Here is an 18449-nt window from a genome sequence, read left to right on the forward strand (position 1 = left end):
GGCAACAGCAGCCCGCTTGCGGTTCCGACCATTGATCCATCCAGGCGGACGCGAGCCATTTAGCTGCTCAAATTATGCGCAATCTTCCTCGTATTGTTGAAAAGCGCAAGCAAGCCCAGATGCCCCGAGCAGGAAACCATCTGGTAAATCCGACGTGCTGTTTCGCGATACCCGTCCCGCTTAATCTGCTGAGCATTTATTACTATCAATGGCCGCACTCGCCTGAGCATCGCCAACCTGATGACTACCCGTATCGCTTTACTCCTTCTCGCCTGCTTGCCAACCTTCACACTGGCTGAACCATTCACCTGCCGGGTGATGACCATCAGCGAAGGCGACACCTTTAGCTGCCTGACCACTGAAAATAAGCGGCTGCGGGTGCGCCTTGCGGAAATCGACGCGCCGGAAAGAAAGCAGCCCTATGGCGCCGAAGCCAAGCAGGCCCTGTCTGATCTGGTGTTGGAAAAGCAGGTGGTTCTGCATGTGCAAGAAGTCGATCGCTATCGCAGGACCCTGGCGCGCGCTTTCGTCAGCGGCGTTGACGTGAATTACACCCTGGTCGCACAAGGCGCGGCCTGGGCCTATACCGAACAGCTGAAAGACCACCGCCTCAAGGATGCCGAGACCCTGGCCAGAAATATGGGTAAAGGCCTCTGGCAGCTTCCTGCCGAAGATATAGTCGCGCCCTGGGACTGGCGCTACGCCGGCAGAATTGCTGCGCCACAAAAAACCAAACCCAGTCGAACGGCGTCGTTCTCCCAGTTTGGTGGCGGTTAACCGATTTGCTTAGATGGTGCCGGAGACAGGAATCGAACCTGAACCATCTAGACCATTAATAATAAGAGACAACCTTGATCAGAATTGTTAAAGGGCACTTAAATAGGTACTTGCATCATTGCCGCCTTCCCGCCGTCGGCACAGCTCTGTTTAACAGAATCTATTCGACTTGTTACAGGTCAGACGGCTATTCGCACTATCCGCAGTGATGTGATCCTCTAAACGAATCTCAATGCCATGCCCAACCGGTTAGAAGCAATCATTTACTTCATGCACTAACACGATCACTTGACCGGCTTCACTCCGCCGCGCCTCCCTAGACCAAACCCAACTCGATATAGGTCAGGTAAATTCACCCGTCCATCTTTCATCGTCTCGAAAATCCCAAGTCGTTCCAAATCGCTGCGCACGCCTGACCACCCCCGTTCCGCATGCTGAGGTGGAAGTCGTTGTTCCGATAAGTCCGAAAAACCTAAAGGAAGATGCAATTTCCACCGCTCTTCAACAGAATCGAATTGGCAAGGAACAGTCAATCCACGAAGCGGGTCCATGACTTTTGGCACCCAAGGATAGTCCTCAGCCATTTCAAGAACTCTTATCTGAGAAGCTTTTTGAACCCCGCGTTTGATGCTTTCGAAATGAAGGGGCTGATCGTAACTTGGATAAGTTTCCAGCGAGTCTTCAGCTGCCTGACGAATCGCAGCGAGGAAAGATCTAGGGGATGTTCGTCCCCGCCCGTCAGCGAGGTGACTGACCGACCAGATATAGGGAACACCTCGGCGGCGATCTCTTCCCATCCACGGCCCCGCAAGAGCGTTAAATAATTCACGTTGCTTGGTGCTTTCACGTTTGACATCTTCGGCAATCAACCAGACGCTGTTCTCCGAGCGTGGTGCGGCACCAATCACAGAGGCATATAGAGCTCGTAGATTGTCACCGTCGTCTCCCGGAGAGTTACAAAGGGTCTGCCACAGCAAACCGTGCAGATCGTGTGATGCCCAAGTCAGCTCTGCCTTTGTGGCAAGTAATTTCGATGCGTCAGGGAAGTCGGTGATCGTTCGATCAGACTGATCCTCACGCAGGAAGACCTTAGCGTGAAGGCGCGGGTATGACTTCAACCAAAGAACGACTCTCAACAGATCCTTTACGATCCGATCCATCATCCCCCAGTCATTACTAGTTCGATCAAGCGCATCGAATAAGATGAGGCCAAACCGGCCCTTGTTAGATAGTGCGCTATTAGTGTCCTGAACGACCCTCGCTAATAACTCGGGATTGTCCCTGACCCAATGGATTGTTTGCTCCCATGTTCCAGCTGGGATCGTTACTGGCTCCAGCTTAGAAAGCCAACGCGCGACCACCCCCTTCCATATCTCAAAAGGTTCATAGCCATTGTCGATTAGCTGAGCAAAGACCTCCATATCTGGAAATGCATCAATATCTGGCGCAACCCCGAAACCCACGTGAACATCTGTGGCTTGTAGCTCTTTTACGGATTTTCCAAGTGTTTGCCGCAGATCTGGTGCGCGGAGCGCTGCTGTCCAAAAGGACTTACCCACTCCCCTAGCACCGATCACAAGGTTGCACTCAAGCCTCAAGGCTTTCGCATGACCTGGAGGCATGTAAAGGTGCCGCCTATCGGGCGCCTCACCATGAGATGAGGTAGTCAGAGGGATCGCTTGCACAAGTGACTCTCTGATCTGTTCATGTGAAATCACGAGTGTTCCTCACTTTGCAAAACGCCAGAAATACCTTCGATCACTGGCCCAAAGACCGCCGAGACCTCAGCGGCATCGATGTCGTCCAGTCTCGAATGGACGGCACGAAGGGAATTAAAACCACGATTCCAGCGGACAGCCCAAGCGAAATGAGGACCACCTTCGTCAGCGCTGTCGAAGCTCCAAGTATCCCCAATCACTGCGGTACCAGCTGGTACCTCGTCATACAGTTCGTCTGCGAATAAGCTCCAGGCTTCTTCACGCAAACCAATCGTGTAGTCAACACTGTTTAACTCAGGAATTAACGCGCCAACGATCTGAAGACGCTCCCTAATTTCTCGAACCACACCGGTAGTTCGCCAGTGGCGGAAAAGTATCTTGTAGCCAGACCAGGTTTGATCCCCATCTAGCGCGAACAAGAGCACCAGATTAGCGCCTAAATCAGTGACGCACGCAGACGCCACTTCATCTATTCCCGCTCGTGAGTCAATCAAAATGACGTCAGGTGCCCAGCGCTCTTCAAGAGCCGAAATGAGCCTTTGCAGACGTTTCGACCAAGGTTCCTGGCCTTCCACCGATACTTTTGGCATCCAGACTCGGCCCAGCTTAGAGACGTATTCTCCCGATTTATCACCATGAGCAGGGACGACATAAATGTCTCCGTCATGTGATAACCCGCTAGAAGCGACCATGTTTTCGAAAACCTCATCTCCATTATCGACAAGGTCCTCTACCAACCAATCGGTAATGCCAAACTTCGGACGGCGGTCTAATGGAAGCAGAGACGTAGAAAGGCCTGGCGACTCGAGATCCAGGTCTAGAACCAAAACTCGTTTACCGCTCTGTGCCAATGACCATGCCGTTGCGGCTATCGCCGTTGAACGCCCAACGCCGCCTTTGATAGAGAAAAACACAATTCGAGCGGCCCCGGTCGAGGGACGCGTAATCATCGACCAATTACCCTGCGTAGCTAACCGATCAATCAGCAAAACGTCGGCGACCCCCTCAAGTACATAAACTGGTGAACCAAACGCAACAGTTTCAGGATTTTCTTCGAAAAGAACGGCCTGTTCAGAAGGAAATGCATGCCTACCGATTTTTCCAAGTATCTGGTGAGAGATGGCTTCAAGCTGATCCAGCGCACTCTGTTCTCTCTCCCATTTCGCCGAAACGATCAGCCGAATTCGTCCATTCAGATCTCTGTTGACGTACACAGGGCCAACCTGATGAAGGAAATCAGTATGGTTGGCAAGGATTTCCCGCAGCGCAGGAATAATCTCGTCAAATGTACTCATATCAATCCCTCTAACTGGGCTTTCCTGACCATAGCTGCGACAGTCTCAGCAGCGCCTTTATGAGCCTGAACGCTTGGGAGCAAGATGTCGTTGCTATTAGCGTATCTCTGCGACGCCTCCCAATCATGGAAGGGATTTGGACTAGGTAGGACGTAATTCGCACCACTGAGGTTGTTGAAACGATAGGTTTCGTAACGACCCCATACTTTATCTGCATGCACGCGATCTAGTCTGTCAGTTGGCGAACCGTCGGGCGTGACTAGCATTCCAAATCCGCTCATGAGTTTTTTTAGGCCGCATTCAGCTGCGAAGCTATAAAGCTGATCTGCATTAGCAAGCCGGGAAGCCTGAAAAAGGGTTTCAGCGTCAACCATGTGCCTGCGATGGGCATCTAGAAAATCTGCATTCATGTGTTGCTGCCCGTCCTTTGATTTCTGCGCAAAGCATTTGGTCGATAGCTCCCCGAGCTCTTAGCTCTCGTCACCTTAGGCAAAAGCGATCCGACATTCTGGCGATTATGCCCGTTCGCTCACTGTGGAGACTATTCTTGAATAAATTGCTCAGAAACCGTCACCACTCCACCTACCTGAACATAGATCGTAGAAACTCGCGTAAGGCTTGACAGCCAGAGCAGATGAGAGAATGAACGACGAAGTAGCGCTCTGCGGTAGCTCAACTGCCGGGCGCTAGGTGTTTGTTTCTGACATGCGCGTTCATCTGAAAGGGGACTGAAGTGTGCTGCCAGTCTTTTCGTCCAAGATGCGATACCTAGCTCAAGGCCTCGTCGATGACGGCGATGACTTCCTGCGGTGACATCTCAAAATAGTACTTGGACGGGGTACCGCTGTTTGCAAAGAACAGCACGTCCCCCTGAGGCCGAAAAACATGTCCACCCAAAGCGATTGTTTTGGTTGAACCCGCCTGGAGATGTGCCCTGAGCTTGAAGAGCTGGGTTTCACTCATCGAAAGCTTCATCCAATCGCCCCAGTAAGTGCGCAACGCAATGGATCGGGTCATAAAAGTCCTGTATGCCGTATGTGTGGGGGGGGGGTAACGGCGGCACCAAGCTACGCACCCCACTGAACTGACAGCAAGCTGCTCAAAACCAAGTGCTCTTTTTGCTCCCTGTTGGATACAAGAACCTGCCGCCCCGTCCGCCCAAACGCAGCGAGATCCGCTCGGTTTCCAGCCGATGCAACCTGTGCGGCAAAACCTACACTACCAGTCACTTAGGTAGCTTCAGCGCACACCCAAGCATCAACAAACGCCTTTGCTTTTTGCTTGTCAATCAACGGAGACGAATGGGGCCGAGGGGTAATTATTGATCGCAACTGATCTGGTGTAATGCACCTGAACGTCCCGCCAAGGCTCAGCCCATTTCCCTTCTCTAACTCCAACTTCATAGACCTCACTACACTGCAACAACCCATACAGATATGCCGTATCCGCCCCCATGCTGGACTTCGCCGATCTGGAGCATCAGTCAGAAAGCTAACCTTGCCCTTTCTAAATGTAACAATCTCAAATTTAGATCGATCGCATATTGGGCACTTCCAAGTGGAGTCCAATTCATTCCACATTCTTGCACACCCTGGCAACGACAATAAGATCGCAGTGTAGTTATCCGGAGGAGCCCCCCCTGCTGGCTTATTCTCAGTGCGCCATCTGGTCAGGTTGGCTTGGTGGGCAATAGTATTTCTGGTCATCTCATGCCCAAATGCCTCAGCATTCACCAACTCTAGCCCACCGTGCCTGCCATACCCATTGGTTAGCGTTGGAACCGCGACCATCCCTACCGGATATTTTTCATACCAGTAATCCTGCAAAACAGCTGCCTTAGCAACTTGATAGATCAGATTCATCCTTGCCACATAAGCTGGCCGAATCACTTGCCAGAGTGATTTTACCTTGGCCTCATCCATTTCATGCGAAGCATGCTTACTTACACTAATGAATTGGCGAATTTGACCTATTGAGAACGACTGCCACTCAACATTACACCCTTGCTCCGATAAAACCCTCTTTGCTACAGCATCAGAATTATTGCAGTCCTCGCAAATTAACACAGGCGCATATGCCGAGAAGGCTGGAGACATGCGCTCAACCATTGCCAACCCAGTTTTAGTTGAAACTCTTGTACAACTCTCAACGAAGACCTTATTAAACGCCGCTTTAAGGGCATCACTCATATGGTCGTGATGCTCAACTAACTTTGCAAGTATCTGCCCTTTATTCCCAACTCTAGATATTTCTAGCTTACTTCTATCACAGCAAGGACACCTCCAGTACTGCGAGGTCTCTACCCAGTTACTATTCATTTCAAACAGTTCAACACCATGAACTTCCATTATCTTTTTAGACAAGGGAGAGCCAACGCCATCAAGCGAGTCTAAAGTTCCATCATTAACACACTCGACAGCCAACCGTAGCGCGGTTTCTCTTTTCTCCACAATTGACTCATATGAATCGACCTTTCGTGCCCAAACCGCTAAAGCATTGCCTTGATGATCACTACTAGTATGATTTTTCATCACTACTCCGGCCATTTAACCAAACCTACTACCTAGCAAAAATGCACTCCACCTGGCTTATTTTTGCTAACTTCTTGATCTATGAGACCGAACTTTTTAGGCGGAAAATCTCGCAAGAAAGAGTTGTCTTGATAAAGTAACGCCGTATCTTTTTACCACCGGGTTCAAGCGTGAGGACGCCATTGCCAGGAGTTCCCAGTAGCAGGGACTCCTACGAGGATGAGGCACTAGTTACGTACTAAATCGCGCAGATTACTAATAATCTGCGCGGCTGCTTGCTCTGGCGATTGCTCTCGAAGCGTTGCCAGCGCTCGCACAGTTTTCGGAATATCTGTAGCAGGCCTGGTTGACCGCCCCTCGCTTTGCACGAACGGGCCATCGGTCTCTGTGAGGATTCGATCAGGAGGCAGTGAGGCAACTAGATTGCGATGTTTAGCTGAAGTCAGCATCTGGGAATTGATCGAAAAATAGCACCCAAGCTCCACAGCCCTCCTGGCTTCGCTGGGGGAGCCAGTGAACCAGTGGAGCACCACCGTTCCCCGGTCAATCGGAAGCAGGCGCTCGATATGGGACAGCACCTTTCCCACACTGCGTACGCTGTGGACAGTGAGGATTTTCCCGCCCTGCTCCGAGCAAGCCTCGAGCACCCTTTTGAACACCCGCTCCTGGGCCTCAAAACTTCGATAGAACTGGGGCCCGGCATCAAGCCCAACTTCTCCAACGTATCGAGTCTCCTCAAGCAGTCGCTCCAGGAGCGGCAGCTCCGATTCACGCTCTGCCACCAGTTGGGGATGCAGTCCCAATGCAACACGGACATGTCGAGAGGATGCCGCAAGTTCACGATTGCGCCGCCATGCTTTCGGTGTCGTGGTCACGGCCAAGGTGGCAACCTCTGCCTGATCGCACTCCAAGATGAGGCTCTCATGATCGGGATACAGGTCGAGATGGCAGTGGAAATCCACCCACTTTGGAATCGAGCTTTTTTGCGGTTTCATAGAGGTACGGCTGTGACACCCTCGAGATAGTCGTCGACCTCCAGCAGCCCATTTCGATAGACCTGTTCGAAGTCACCTAAACGGTCAGGATGGTCGATCAACGGCCCCGGCTCATGAATTGCGAACTTGGCTCGGTGAGGCGCACGCTTGAGACGAGCGATGGCGAGTTGGAAGGAACGTACATGTTCGCCGTCAGACTTGTTAGTGTCCAGCGCCTGCGCATGCAGATCTGGGATGACATATCGGGTCTGATCGGGGCCACACCCACGGAGAATAGCTGCTCGCCTGATGATGCAAGGGACGCAGAACCCACAGTGCTTGGGTGATCGATTCGAGGGGTCGGGATGGTACCTGGCCTTTCCAGGCGAGGAGCATGACATCGTTAGATGCACATAAGCCGCTAGGAACTCAGGGTCAGAGCACTGCTCTGCCATTTGACCCTTTGTGAGATGGCTGAACATGTTGAACAGCCTCGTGCTCAGGCCCAAACGCCCAAAGAGCTCATTCATCCGCGCCATGTAGTATGGATGCGTCGTGCGCGTGCTACATGCACCCAGGCGGCGTGGGTCTAAGGGGACGTTCAGAGAGATCAAGCCATTTTCAGGCACATGTATGGTAACCGAGTCGCCGATCGCTTCCGCAGCCATGGCCGCCAGCGCGAAGAACAAGAATGAGCGCGCTCGAAGTGTATCTTCACTACCTCCACCCTCCACGAGGTCGTGAGGGAACCCCACACGGGCCTGAACGTGGTTGATCGACGTCTCGGAAAACCTCTCCTGCAGCGCTGCCCGGCAGTCATTCTGGTAGGTACTGGTGCTGTTGGTATCCCAGTAATGGCTCACAAGCAATGGCTTACCGCCGCCACTGAGTAGATCGATCGCCCCAATGAAGCTGTCCATGCCCCCTGAGAACAGGCAGACGCTGTCCGACTCGTCTGTTCTCAAGCTCTCCGGAGCGGGAGATAGCTCATCGATATCTTTGGGCCGCTCGCGGAAGACCAGACGCCAGCGATCACCAGTAAGAAATTTCAATGTCGAGGCCAACATGTCGGACGTTGCTGTCCACAGTGCGGGGTCTGCGACGGGGACGTAGAGGTCGATCTCTCTCGTCCATGCGTTTTCCGACTCGGTGTCCCGTGAGACTCTGGTGTCCGCCGCCGTAAGAGTCGCTGCCAGAAGCGCTAGGTCGATGGCAGTTTCTCCTGGGCTCATACCCAGTTCAGCCAGTTGCTGAATGGCTTGACCAATCCCAAACTGCAGTCGCCCAAGTCCGTTAAGAAACTGGATTTCGGTAATGACGCTGCTTGGCTCCAGCAGAGCCAGATCCTGGTCATCCGTCTGGCCAAGCCGGCAAATAATGCTGTGGTGCCTCATTCCATCCCCTCCGCTGCAGTGGCGATAAGATCGAATGCCGCTTCATAGATCGCAGAGGTGACCTGATTGACCTCCTGGTCTGTGGGTGCCGGCCATTGCTCCATCCGATTGGCGAGCTGACCCCGCGTACAGCCCGTGATGAAGGAGCTCAGCTGAGATTGGATGCGCTCAACTGCATCCACATCATCCGGCATGGTGATTCCCCGGCCGCCCAAGTCCGCCATGATCATGCTCTCAATCGAGTTCGCTACGAAGTCGAGGAAGAAGTTCTGCCTATCAGCTTGGGTCATGTCTTCGAAGCTACCGCTGCCTGCCTCGTCCAGTTCGGCGATCGTATTCAACGCAGCCTGGCGAGCAACACCTTCGTCAATCGCGCCGCCAGGCGGGCAAATGAACTCAAGCAGCGTGAGCAGAACCTGTGAGGCCGGTTGCCCTGGTGCCACGGTGAGCTGCAAACGCCGCAGTGTTTCCGCTGCTCCATCGCGCTGAACATCTCCGAAGATACTGAGCAACTTTGCCGCAGTAGCGCGGGATGTCCCCATGCGGCGCGCTCCTCTCGACGATCCCCCTACGCCTTTACGCACATATGAAGACAGGGCGTTCCCCAAATCGCTGGGGCTTCCAGTGCGGGCGAACCGGGTGAAGCTGCTGCGAGCCCCCCGAAGGGAGCCAGTGCCGTCATTGTTTACCGGCCCTGACGGAGCTGAGCCAGGCTGAGATGGCGCAGAGCCAGGCGGAGATGGATTAGCTTGGCCTGGCCCGTTCGGTTGAGCAGCCGGTGCGGCTGGCTGCGCCACATCATCAATCCAGGAGGGCACCAAGCCGGAGCTTGGGCCTCCATATCCTTTGGAGGTACCCATATCAATCCTTATGATTTCCCGCTGAGCGTAAGTACGCGCTTGGCTGCCTTCTGAAGATTCCCGTTCTCGACCTGCTGACTCCAACCTCTCAGAATTGCATCGAGACCCTGGATGGCATTTGTATCCTTGAGGCACTCATGCCATGGGGCAGGAGCCCACATCCCGAGTTTTGACGTGGGCAGAGATCCGATAAATTCGATCAGGCGCTTTTGCAGCGCGGGGCGTTGTTTGACAAGCTCGATCAACCCCGCGACACCTTTGGGTTGATCCGAAAAATCGTCCGCCTGGATTATCTGATCGCGGAGTGCGTCAAAAACATTCTCGGCATCAACCTCAGCCAATCCCACAATTTCTTTCTTCGTGGTCGCTTGCCGGATCTGTAATGGTGGGCCCATGAGCTTGTCGACAAGCGCCTCGAGATGACTCACCGCGACCTGCCCCATCAAGGAACTGCGTTTGTCGCGAGTCACGAAGATGTAGGGGCGCAGATCCACGCCAGTCAGCGCGGGATCGATCGCCGCCCATTTGCTGATCCAATCACTCTTCTCCCAATCGTTCACATCGCCAGAGTTGGCCACTGCCTTGAGCTTCCCAGAGCCCTTCCCTTCATTCAGCTCTGAATCGGTTCCATTGGACTTCTTGGCCCGCTTTTCCAGTTCGGCGATGGCAGGCACCGTACCGCCCGCATCCAGGCTCGCGATCCGGGCCAACTGCTCGTAAAAATCAGGGTGGAAACGCTCCGCCAGCATGATTTTCGCAAGTATCGGACGCCGGATGTCGTCAGCAAATCCACGAGCTTCGGCGATGGCGTAACGCAGCATCATGGAGTTCAGGAAGCGTTTGATCTGCCGGGGGTTGCCCCTGGTACCTTCGCTCAAGATTCGGGCCAACAAGGCACTGGTATCCAATGCTTCCTGGGCATAGTCGGGAAGCGGGTTGCCGAAAGCGCCAGCTACGGCTTTGCGGTCGAGGCCGCTGCTCTTCCAGGGACGGAGCATGTCCTGCTGGGCGGTATTCAAGAGCGCCTTGAATCGATCGTCATCCGTTTTGACGAAGCTCTCCAACTGCAGCAGCGTGATGTAACTACGGGTTTCCGCCAGCCCTAGGGCCGGGATGCGGAACGGTACTTGAATGAGCTTTTCGAGGTAGTTACGCGCGTACGTCACAGGTCCCGCGCCTTGAGGGAGGTCTGGGAAGTGCTCGCGTACCGCGTACTCGATCATGGCCTCATCAGCACCGATTACGAATGCTGTTCGATTTACGAAGAGGAAAAGGCGAATGGCCTCAAGCGTGGCGATTGCTGTCTTCGGCAAGCATCGATCAAGGTCATCAACGATGACCACCAACTGGTCAATGTCGGCAGCCGTTAAGAGCTCTTCGAACTCGGCCCTGAATTCATGCATGTGCTCGGGAAGCTGCTCAGACTCGGTATCAGCATCTTTGATGAAGCCGCCAGCCTCTTTAGCAAGGTCATTGAGCCTTTCAAGGCTCAGATGTTCACCGGGGTTCTGCACGAAGGAAGAAATCGACTCCACAGCCCCCCTTAACTGATCGAGGTTGGGGATGCCTGTGAACGCAGTAATACCTAACCCACCTGCTTGCTTGGCCAGCTTGAACCAATCAACTCGGCGTAAGACCTTCTTTGCAGCCTCAGCAACCTTCACTGAGCCAGGGCGCGCACGCCTCAATTCGTCGACAATCGTTTGGATGACGACAGTTTTCGCGTCCTCAAAACCTTCGAACGTCCACCCGTTGAACCAGATACAGCAGACGCGATCATCAGAATTGAGGATCTGCTGGGTCATTTTCAGAACGCTGGATTTACCTGCCCCCCAGTCACCGTGAACGCCAATGGTGACCGGTGCCCCTCGTGATTCGCGAAGTAGACGCTCTACTGTTTTGGCGATGGGGGTGTAATACAGCAGGTCAGTAGCCGTTTCCTGGTCGTTCAGGAACATGCAAAGAACTCCCTTCCTAGCATTTTAGATCTACCCCATTGAAGTGAATTCAGCGCTGAAAGACGGCTGTTTCCACATTACCTGATAGGCATACATAGATGTTATGAGTAGGCCAAAGCCGGCGCGCTGATGTCAATACGCCATTCTGATGCGTTCGCGCTCGGCTGCCTCTCGTACTGTGCGACCATCACGCCTCCTTGCCCGCCCTCGCAATATCTGACAAAACCTAATGAGTGAGCCAGTTTTGCGCTGCCCCTCCGAAGGATCACTCTCATGAACTAGGCCGTGAAGAGCAGGCAGGATGAAGACGGCAGCATGAGCGTCCCGCTGCCTGGCCGGCCACTGGCTCAGCTTAGTGTGGGGATCGATGACTCGCGGTACCTAGTCGATAGTTCTGGGGCCTGACGAGGTGCCGAGACGGCCGAGAGTTTGCGAAAGTGGATAAACAGCGCAATCGTCAGCAAGGGTTCATCACATGACAAACGACCTTGAAGGTAGTTATGCGGCCACTGATACCCCATATGCGGGCAAAGTAGCATTGTCGTTCTTCTTTAGCTTGATGGATAAGTGGGGCTGCTCAGCAGCCGAGCAAAAGGTACTGCTCGGGTCGGTTGGCAACACCACCTATCACAAGTTCAAGAGCCTGCCTGAGGTGAACCTGAGCCATGACCTGATGGAGCGAATTTCCTACCTGATGGGTATCCATAAATCGCTACGGGTCATCTTCAGCAACCAAGTGGAGAATGCTTATGACTGGATAAGCAAGCCAAACCAGGCCACACCATTCAACGGACAAAGCGCGCTGCAGTTCATGCTTTCTGGTCGAATGGCCGAGCTGTCTGATGTGCGGCGCTACCTCGACAGGGAGGTACGTGAGTTGTCGAACCCTACAGTGGGTTGACGTTTCGACCGAGTTAATATCATCGGTGAATCACCCGACTTACTAGCTATCAGCGATCCTTCGCTGCACTAACCAGATGGACCTACCAAGGAATCTAACCAGGACAAAGCATGGACTTCATCGCTTCGCTACTCAGCAGCACGACTGCTTTCTTTACATCGATCGATTACACACCGCTCAAGCAATTCATCGATCTCAACGATGCCCGTAACCTAGCCGCCATCGTCGGTGTCATCATCGCGATCTATGCCGCCAGCAAGAAATGGGGAACCTCGGCGATCTACCAAGCAAAGATCAGCTACACCAGAAACAGACCCGCACGTGTAACCAACATATCGATCGCAAACCTCAAAGATAAACCCCTCGTTGTCTACGAAGTATTGGCCAAATTCGACCATCTCAAGGCATACGTAACGCTTCAGAGATTTGAACCACCTCTCGTGATCGAAGGGCTCCAGGCGACCTCCTTTGAACCAGATGACTTCTCGGGTTTGAACAGCGAAAAGAACCCATTTGAAGAGCTGAAAATAAGGATGAACCTGGTTCTTGTCACGGAAAGCACAGTCGTGACGTGCAAGCCAGCAAAGTTACCTGCCACCTTGGTCAGAAAACACCTGAAAGGATTCCAAGAAATCGGGAAATTCACTAACAAATTCAACGGCAAAGTTTACTCGAGAGAGGCAGCTTACGCCGTCATCTACCCGATCAAGGGTGTGACCCAAACTAGTTTTATACTCCATAGCGGTTTTATCTACGGCGAATGGCCATTCCAGTACAACGCAATATCGCCAGAGGATATGAAAACTGAGGACTCTGTGCGGCAAGCTGTCGAAGCACTCGCCCAAATGGTCAATGTCCCGATGCAAATACAGCGCCTGGATGCGCGCTAACCCTACCCCGCGCGCAAAAAGCCTGCACATCGGCGGGCTTTTCTATTTCGCAGGAGCAATCAGGACAGTGTCGTACTCTCGGGAACTTGCGTAACGAAGAGTCAGGTACGCGGCCTGAAGCCGCCGTTAGCCTAGTCGAACGCCATCTGGCATCAACCGAGCTCTAGAATCTAACCGAGGTGCCGACAGCGATCGAGCGGTTCGTCAACGTGGACAACCCGCTTCGCTAACACGGTGCGCCGCCTAGGCGTGGGCGTTCCTTCACGCACACACCTCCCCCCACTCCAGGAGCTGGGCAACCTGCAGTGCTGACGTTACAGCTGTACCTAGGACTTCGACGGGGGTAATGGTATGTAGCGGATTTCGTTTCGCACTGCGAAATGGCGAAACATGGCAGAAAGGGGAGTTTCTATCGGTCAATAGGTGTGCAAATTAAGCATTCACCGTTTCTCGCCTACTAACGTAAAGTAATTTTGGCTTTAGACCGTTTATTGCCGCTTAACGAAAAGAATTCTTTAGCTTACGTAAGCTTTGATCTTGAGTGAGGAACGTGGCGGGACTCGGGGTAACTGCTTCCTGCTCAGAGTGCTCAGCGTCCGGATGAGTCAATACAGCCGGCTGAGCCGAGACAATATCTTTAGCTTCGTCTTCGATCCACTTCCGTGCTTCAACTTCCTCCCGCTTTTGCTGCTCGGCCCATGCCCTCCCGCGCTGGTAGTCCCTTTCCTGCTCGGCCAGCCGCGTTTGATATATCCGCGACATCATTTCATCACTGAATTCGATTCGCAGGTGGCGCTCAACTGCAACCTTGATCAATAACGCCTTGAATTCGTTAGAGCCAGTTATAGAGAGCTGCGGCCCAAATTTCTGGAGAGCCAAGCGCAGTCCTGACTCGACAAAATCCTGGTGCGAATCTGACACTTGGACGCGACGCCCAGTGTCGATAAGAATTGTTCTTGTCTGCTCAGGATCAGAGAAATAGACAACCGCACCAGACCGCTCAATACGATATGAAAGCGGGGCCCGCGCGCTACTAGATGAGGCTTGTTCATTACCCTCGATCCGCTGTCGGTGCAGCATGCTTGGTATGCCGGCAACCCGTCGCAGCTCATCAAGGGCGGAGCCATCAGAGTCCGCACGCGCCAGCAAAAAGTCGATGTATTGATCAGAAAGTGGTCGCGCATAACGGGCTTTCAGCGCAGCTCGCTCTTGGGCAATTGATTCGCGCAAAGCTATATCCGCAGCCACCTTACTCATGGCCGTCAGGCTTAGAGCTGCACGCCGCGCCGCATGCGTTATTGATGCATTAGCTCTAATAGCGGCTTTGGTCTTTTGGTATTCACGCTTGTAGGTTTCGCGCCTAGTCCTTTCGGACGCATGTTGGTTCTCCCAGTCGAGGCCTTTTTGTGCAGTTGACTGAGGCCAAGAGTCGCTAAATTTTTTCCATAACTGTTTGTCGATTTCCTTGCGCGCCTCGATTACGTGATCGGCAACTTGACTGTGGTACTCCTCGATCAAAATTTCTGCAGCTTCGCTCCAGGGGATATTGCACTCTGCAGTCAGAAAATCAGACACATTAAGGTTACGCGTTCCACATTTAATCCTGTCACCGCCATCACGCCCCTTCGTAACCTTGTATTTGTCAATGATGACGCCATGCGTTTTACTTAGTGAAACGAGCAATCTTTGCGCATCCAATTCACGCTTGATTTTTAAAAAATCAGGGCTGCTCGATTCCTCTGAAACTATTTTCTCTTCAGCATGCACTCTCAACATGTGAGCGACCGCACTGTCAGCTTGAGCCTGCATATCGACTTTCGACTCAACTATACCTACGATGTTTTTAGAATCTAAATGAGCATTAGACAAATCAACATTCCGACTAACATCATACCGCTCATAAAAACGCTCTGAAAGTTCTGCGAGAATAGCTACACGCACATCATGAGCAGCCTCCCTAAAGCTCTTGTAAAGGCTTCGGCTACCGCTGTTTATATACTTCAACTCAAGCGCCCTAACCTCGTACCATTCCTTTAGCCGTTCTTCCAAATCGCCGGGCGTTGGCCTTGATGCACCTGACTCCGTATAGACTGACTTAGTCTCTTTGAGCATGGCAAGGCGCTTTTCCTCTATCGGCAGATCTACAAATTCACGACTAAACACGTACTCCTTTAAATTTATGCCTTTCTTAGCACCGAGAGGGAGCACATTAAGGTATTCACTCTTGAGTCCGTTGTTTCTAACTTTAACAATGCCAAAGGACTCGACATGCTTTTTAAACACTTCAAAGTCGCCAACCCTCCCAGACATCACATCGTCCACCAAGCATTGCTTGATATGAGCACCGGCTCCCTTAAAGGCATCGCCTTTATATCGTGAAATTATTTCGCTCTCACCTGTGAACTTCAGTCGTCGATTGTCTTTCGGGCTGGCCAGTCCATATTTATTATTAATATTTTCTTGAAAGGCCTCCAGGAATTTTACCTGCCGCTCTACCAGCCCAAATGGGTCAAGTCTTTTACCCGTGAGAAGATTATGCTCGGGTATCACTATATGTATATGCGGCTTCCTCTCTATGAAGTCACCACTACTCTTATTAATATAAGACTTAATTTTTGGCAAATGTGCTTCTGCATAAAAATTAAATTCATGACCTCGATATGCAGCCAGTGCAAATTTTCTAAACTCCTCAACAATTTCACGAATTATTTCCGTTGCAATCATTTCCTCTTTGAAGGCAAGCGTAATGTGAAGATATCTCTCCCCCTCGCGAGGGATTGCAGCAATAATCGACTCCGTCAGTTCAAGATCACCATAGAGGACAATTCGCTCGTCAAGTTCATCACGGCTGTATCCTCTCCCCTGCTTTCTTCCATCACGCAGGTACTTTCCAATACCAGCTGAGCCGCCACTAATTCTAATCAACATTGGTTATACCTGCGCGCAGAAAACCTGTGATTGCGTTAAGCTTATTAAGCATATCAAGAAATACTGCTTCACTTAGCACTCCATTAAAATTTGCCAAGTTAACGACATGAGCAATTTGGTTTAGATTGTTGCTCGCGTTATTAAAAAGGAAAAGCAATCGCTGACGATCTGCACTTGCAGGAAGCTTCGCCACGACCTCTGTTTTGTTTCCAAGCACACACGATCTGAAAAACTCAGAGCGTGTTTGCCCAGATGCCAAAACTTTAGAAAGCCACAGATCATGATCACTCGGCGTCAACCGCAGGGAGACAACGCACTCCAACTGCTCTTCACGATCAGCTCGCGGGTCGTCATCACCCTTTCTGCGTGTTAGTTTTTTAACGGCCATACAGCCACCCTCGTCTGATAATTCACCGACTTCTAGCCGAGACTTTAGGTCGGTAAATCGGGGCCTGAGCCACGCCGGGTTTCAAAGGGGCTTCCCCTTTGGCACGAGATATGTTCAAGAATGCGGAGCAGGCTGTAAACATATCCGACGTGCCTATGTAAAACATATAAAACCATACGGCATGACTAATAAATGCAGCGCGTACCAATTAGGATCACATAAAGATTAATAACACATTCACACCAGACGACTTATAAATAGAAAAGGGTTCAACAAGGTGCAAACTGAACTCAATTCGGAGGCAAAAAAATTCCAATCTAATCACAGACAGTCACAACCCACCGCCAACAGAGTGATTACGTATGCATGTAAGACGCAACGCGCCATGCTCATCCCCACATCAAAAATCGCAGACAACAAGACTCATCGGCAAAAATATCTAATATGTATGCACGAAGGACTCCACAAGAGTCTAAATGGGTGATAAACGGATTAAAACAGTGTTGCTCGGCAGGTAAAAAAGATGCAGGATTCCAACTGAAAAAGCCATACTTAGTTACACAAAATCGTGAATAGAGTACGTATGTATGCATTAAGAGCCACACAAGAAAAAGAAAACTCCCATTAAATATGCACCGCTAACGCAGAAGTATCACTCGATCGGCGCTGCAAGATTTTGTGAATGAAAGAGGGGGCTGGATGGACGGTAACGAGATCAGTGAGATCAACGAGCGTCTCGATGCACTCGCCAGAGACGGTAGGCGGAGATCTAAAACAGCTCGTCTACGCGATGTGTTCGATAAGGTGGAAGCGGCTCTGGCGGCTGGTGTACGCCAGGCGGATGTGCTGGCTGAATTGAGTCAAGCAGGGCTCGACATGCCGATTGATACATTTAAATCGGCCCTGCAACGAATACGTAGGGAGCGCTCTCAGTGCGCAACCCGAGCTACGAGGGGGGTCGCCCAGGCGACCGGAGCGGGAGCAAATCCCGAGGGAGATACCTCTAGGCAAAAACTTGCGGAAAGGCTTGAGCCCCAAAAAACAAAAAAATTTGAACACAAACCAAACTCAGACAAAAGCAAGCTTTTCTAAACGTGGAGCGTTTTATGCACAACACTATTCATTTCATATTGCAGGGCAAGGGTGGAATTGGTAAGAGCTTCGTCAGCTGTCTCTTGGCTCAGTATTTTAAGACCCAAAATGCGAGTCTGAAGTGCTTTGACCTTGACCAGGTAAACTCCACTCTAAGTTATTACAAAGCCCTCAACGTTGAACACTTTGATGTATTAGATGATGACGACACTGTTGTACCCAAGAAATTTGACGGCCTGATGGAAGAGCTATTTACACAAGAAGGCACGTTTGTCATAGACACTGGCGCAAACACCTTTAGCAATTTGCTATCCTACCTAATACAAAATGATATTTTCTCTCTACTCAGAGAGTATGGCAAGAAAGTCTACATTCACACTATCGTAGGTGGCGGGGACGCACTGTTAGACACTGCAAATGGGTTCAACTCTATCGCCACGGGCGCTGATGCAAGGTTGGTACTTTGGCTCAATCAGCACTTTGGAAAGTTAGAAACAGAGGAAGGGAAGGAGTTCATCGACGCTAAAGTTTTTAACGCACACAAAGCCAAATTATCTGGAATCGTTATTCTATCCTCAAGACAGAAAGACAAATACGGCGACGATGTAGTCAAGATGAATACTAAACGCTTGACCTTGACTGAGGTTATGGAAAGCTCAGAGTTCATGATCGCGGAAAAGCAGCGTATAAAAACGGTTATCAATGACGTTTTTCACCAGCTCAGCAAAATTGAGTGGTAACAA

Annotated in this window: 16 protein-coding genes; 5 read left to right on the forward strand and 11 right to left on the reverse strand. The window is 51.5% G+C overall.

Going from position 1 to position 18449, the window contains the following annotated elements; genetic code table 11:
- Nucleotides 1-240 precede the first annotated feature (240 nt).
- On the forward strand, nt 241-777 hold the full coding sequence (locus AACX99_RS05775) for a thermonuclease family protein (RefSeq protein ID WP_339410174.1): 537 nt from the start codon (nt 241-243) through the stop codon (nt 775-777).
- 284 nt (nt 778-1061) lie between these two features.
- Here the strand turns inward: AACX99_RS05775 and AACX99_RS05780 are convergent, their stop codons facing one another.
- The 9 genes from AACX99_RS05780 to qatA form a co-directional block, all read right to left on the reverse strand.
- Complete coding sequence (locus AACX99_RS05780; RefSeq protein ID WP_339410176.1) at nt 1062-2336, reverse strand: hypothetical protein; 1275 nt, start codon at nt 2334-2336, stop codon at nt 1062-1064.
- A gap of 155 nt (nt 2337-2491) precedes the next feature.
- A complete protein-coding gene (locus AACX99_RS05785) occupies nt 2492-3790 on the reverse strand; it encodes a ParA family protein (RefSeq protein WP_339410177.1) in 1299 nt (432 codons plus the stop codon).
- A complete protein-coding gene (locus tag AACX99_RS05790) occupies nt 3787-4200 on the reverse strand; it encodes an SAM-dependent methyltransferase (RefSeq protein WP_339410178.1) in 414 nt (137 codons plus the stop codon). The genes AACX99_RS05785 and AACX99_RS05790 overlap by 4 nt, the downstream gene beginning before the upstream one ends.
- 358 nt (nt 4201-4558) lie before the next feature.
- Nucleotides 4559-4807, reverse strand: coding sequence for a hypothetical protein (locus tag AACX99_RS05795; protein WP_339410180.1), 249 nt, complete (start codon nt 4805-4807; stop codon nt 4559-4561).
- Between the two features lie 212 nt (nt 4808-5019).
- The gene (locus tag AACX99_RS05800) at nt 5020-6321 is read right to left on the reverse strand and encodes a hypothetical protein (protein ID WP_339410182.1); all 1302 of its coding nucleotides are present in this window, start codon (nt 6319-6321) and stop codon (nt 5020-5022) included.
- 227 nt (nt 6322-6548) lie between these two features.
- Nucleotides 6549-7316, reverse strand: a complete 768-nt coding sequence (qatD, locus tag AACX99_RS05805) for a Qat anti-phage system TatD family nuclease QatD (RefSeq protein WP_339410184.1) — start codon at nt 7314-7316, stop codon at nt 6549-6551.
- A complete protein-coding gene (qatC, locus tag AACX99_RS05810; protein ID WP_339410186.1) occupies nt 7313-8689 on the reverse strand; it encodes a Qat anti-phage system QueC-like protein QatC in 1377 nt (458 codons plus the stop codon). The genes qatD and qatC overlap by 4 nt, the downstream gene beginning before the upstream one ends.
- Nucleotides 8686-9549 carry a Qat anti-phage system associated protein QatB gene (qatB, locus tag AACX99_RS05815; RefSeq protein ID WP_339410188.1) on the reverse strand — a complete coding sequence of 288 codons (864 nt, stop codon included), beginning with the start codon at nt 9547-9549 and terminating at the stop codon, nt 8686-8688. Before qatB ends, qatC begins: the two co-directional genes overlap by 4 nt.
- A gap of 8 nt (nt 9550-9557) precedes the next feature.
- A complete protein-coding gene (gene qatA, locus AACX99_RS05820) occupies nt 9558-11507 on the reverse strand; it encodes a Qat anti-phage system ATPase QatA (protein WP_339410190.1) in 1950 nt (649 codons plus the stop codon).
- Between the two features lie 475 nt (nt 11508-11982).
- Between qatA and AACX99_RS05825 the strand changes: the two genes are divergently transcribed.
- Nucleotides 11983-12408, forward strand: coding sequence for an MbcA/ParS/Xre antitoxin family protein (locus tag AACX99_RS05825; protein WP_339410192.1), 426 nt, complete (start codon nt 11983-11985; stop codon nt 12406-12408).
- A 110-nt stretch (nt 12409-12518) separates the two neighbouring features.
- Nucleotides 12519-13298: a hypothetical protein gene (locus AACX99_RS05830; protein ID WP_339410194.1), complete on the forward strand. Its 780-nt coding sequence runs from the start codon at nt 12519-12521 to the stop codon at nt 13296-13298.
- Between the two features lie 498 nt (nt 13299-13796).
- On the opposite strand, the gene AACX99_RS05835 is transcribed toward AACX99_RS05830, so the two are convergent.
- Together AACX99_RS05835 and AACX99_RS05840 are read right to left on the reverse strand one after the other, a co-directional pair.
- Nucleotides 13797-16226: an LPD7 domain-containing protein gene (locus tag AACX99_RS05835; RefSeq protein WP_339410196.1), complete on the reverse strand. Its 2430-nt coding sequence runs from the start codon at nt 16224-16226 to the stop codon at nt 13797-13799.
- The gene (locus AACX99_RS05840) at nt 16216-16614 is read right to left on the reverse strand and encodes a plasmid mobilization protein (protein ID WP_339410198.1); all 399 of its coding nucleotides are present in this window, start codon (nt 16612-16614) and stop codon (nt 16216-16218) included. Before AACX99_RS05840 ends, AACX99_RS05835 begins: the two co-directional genes overlap by 11 nt.
- Before the next feature lie 699 nt (nt 16615-17313).
- Here AACX99_RS05840 and AACX99_RS05845 point away from each other — a divergent pair.
- Both AACX99_RS05845 and AACX99_RS05850 read left to right on the forward strand, forming a co-directional pair.
- Nucleotides 17314-17706, forward strand: a complete 393-nt coding sequence (locus tag AACX99_RS05845; RefSeq protein ID WP_339410200.1) for a hypothetical protein — start codon at nt 17314-17316, stop codon at nt 17704-17706.
- Nucleotides 17707-17720: 14 nt separating this feature from the next.
- On the forward strand, nt 17721-18446 hold the full coding sequence (locus AACX99_RS05850; RefSeq protein ID WP_339410202.1) for a conjugal transfer protein TraL: 726 nt from the start codon (nt 17721-17723) through the stop codon (nt 18444-18446).
- The last annotated feature ends 3 nt before the right edge of the window (nt 18447-18449 follow it).

It is taken from the genome of Pseudomonas sp. EA_35y_Pfl2_R5, assembly GCF_963970805.1.
Lineage (GTDB): Bacteria > Pseudomonadota > Gammaproteobacteria > Pseudomonadales > Pseudomonadaceae > Aquipseudomonas.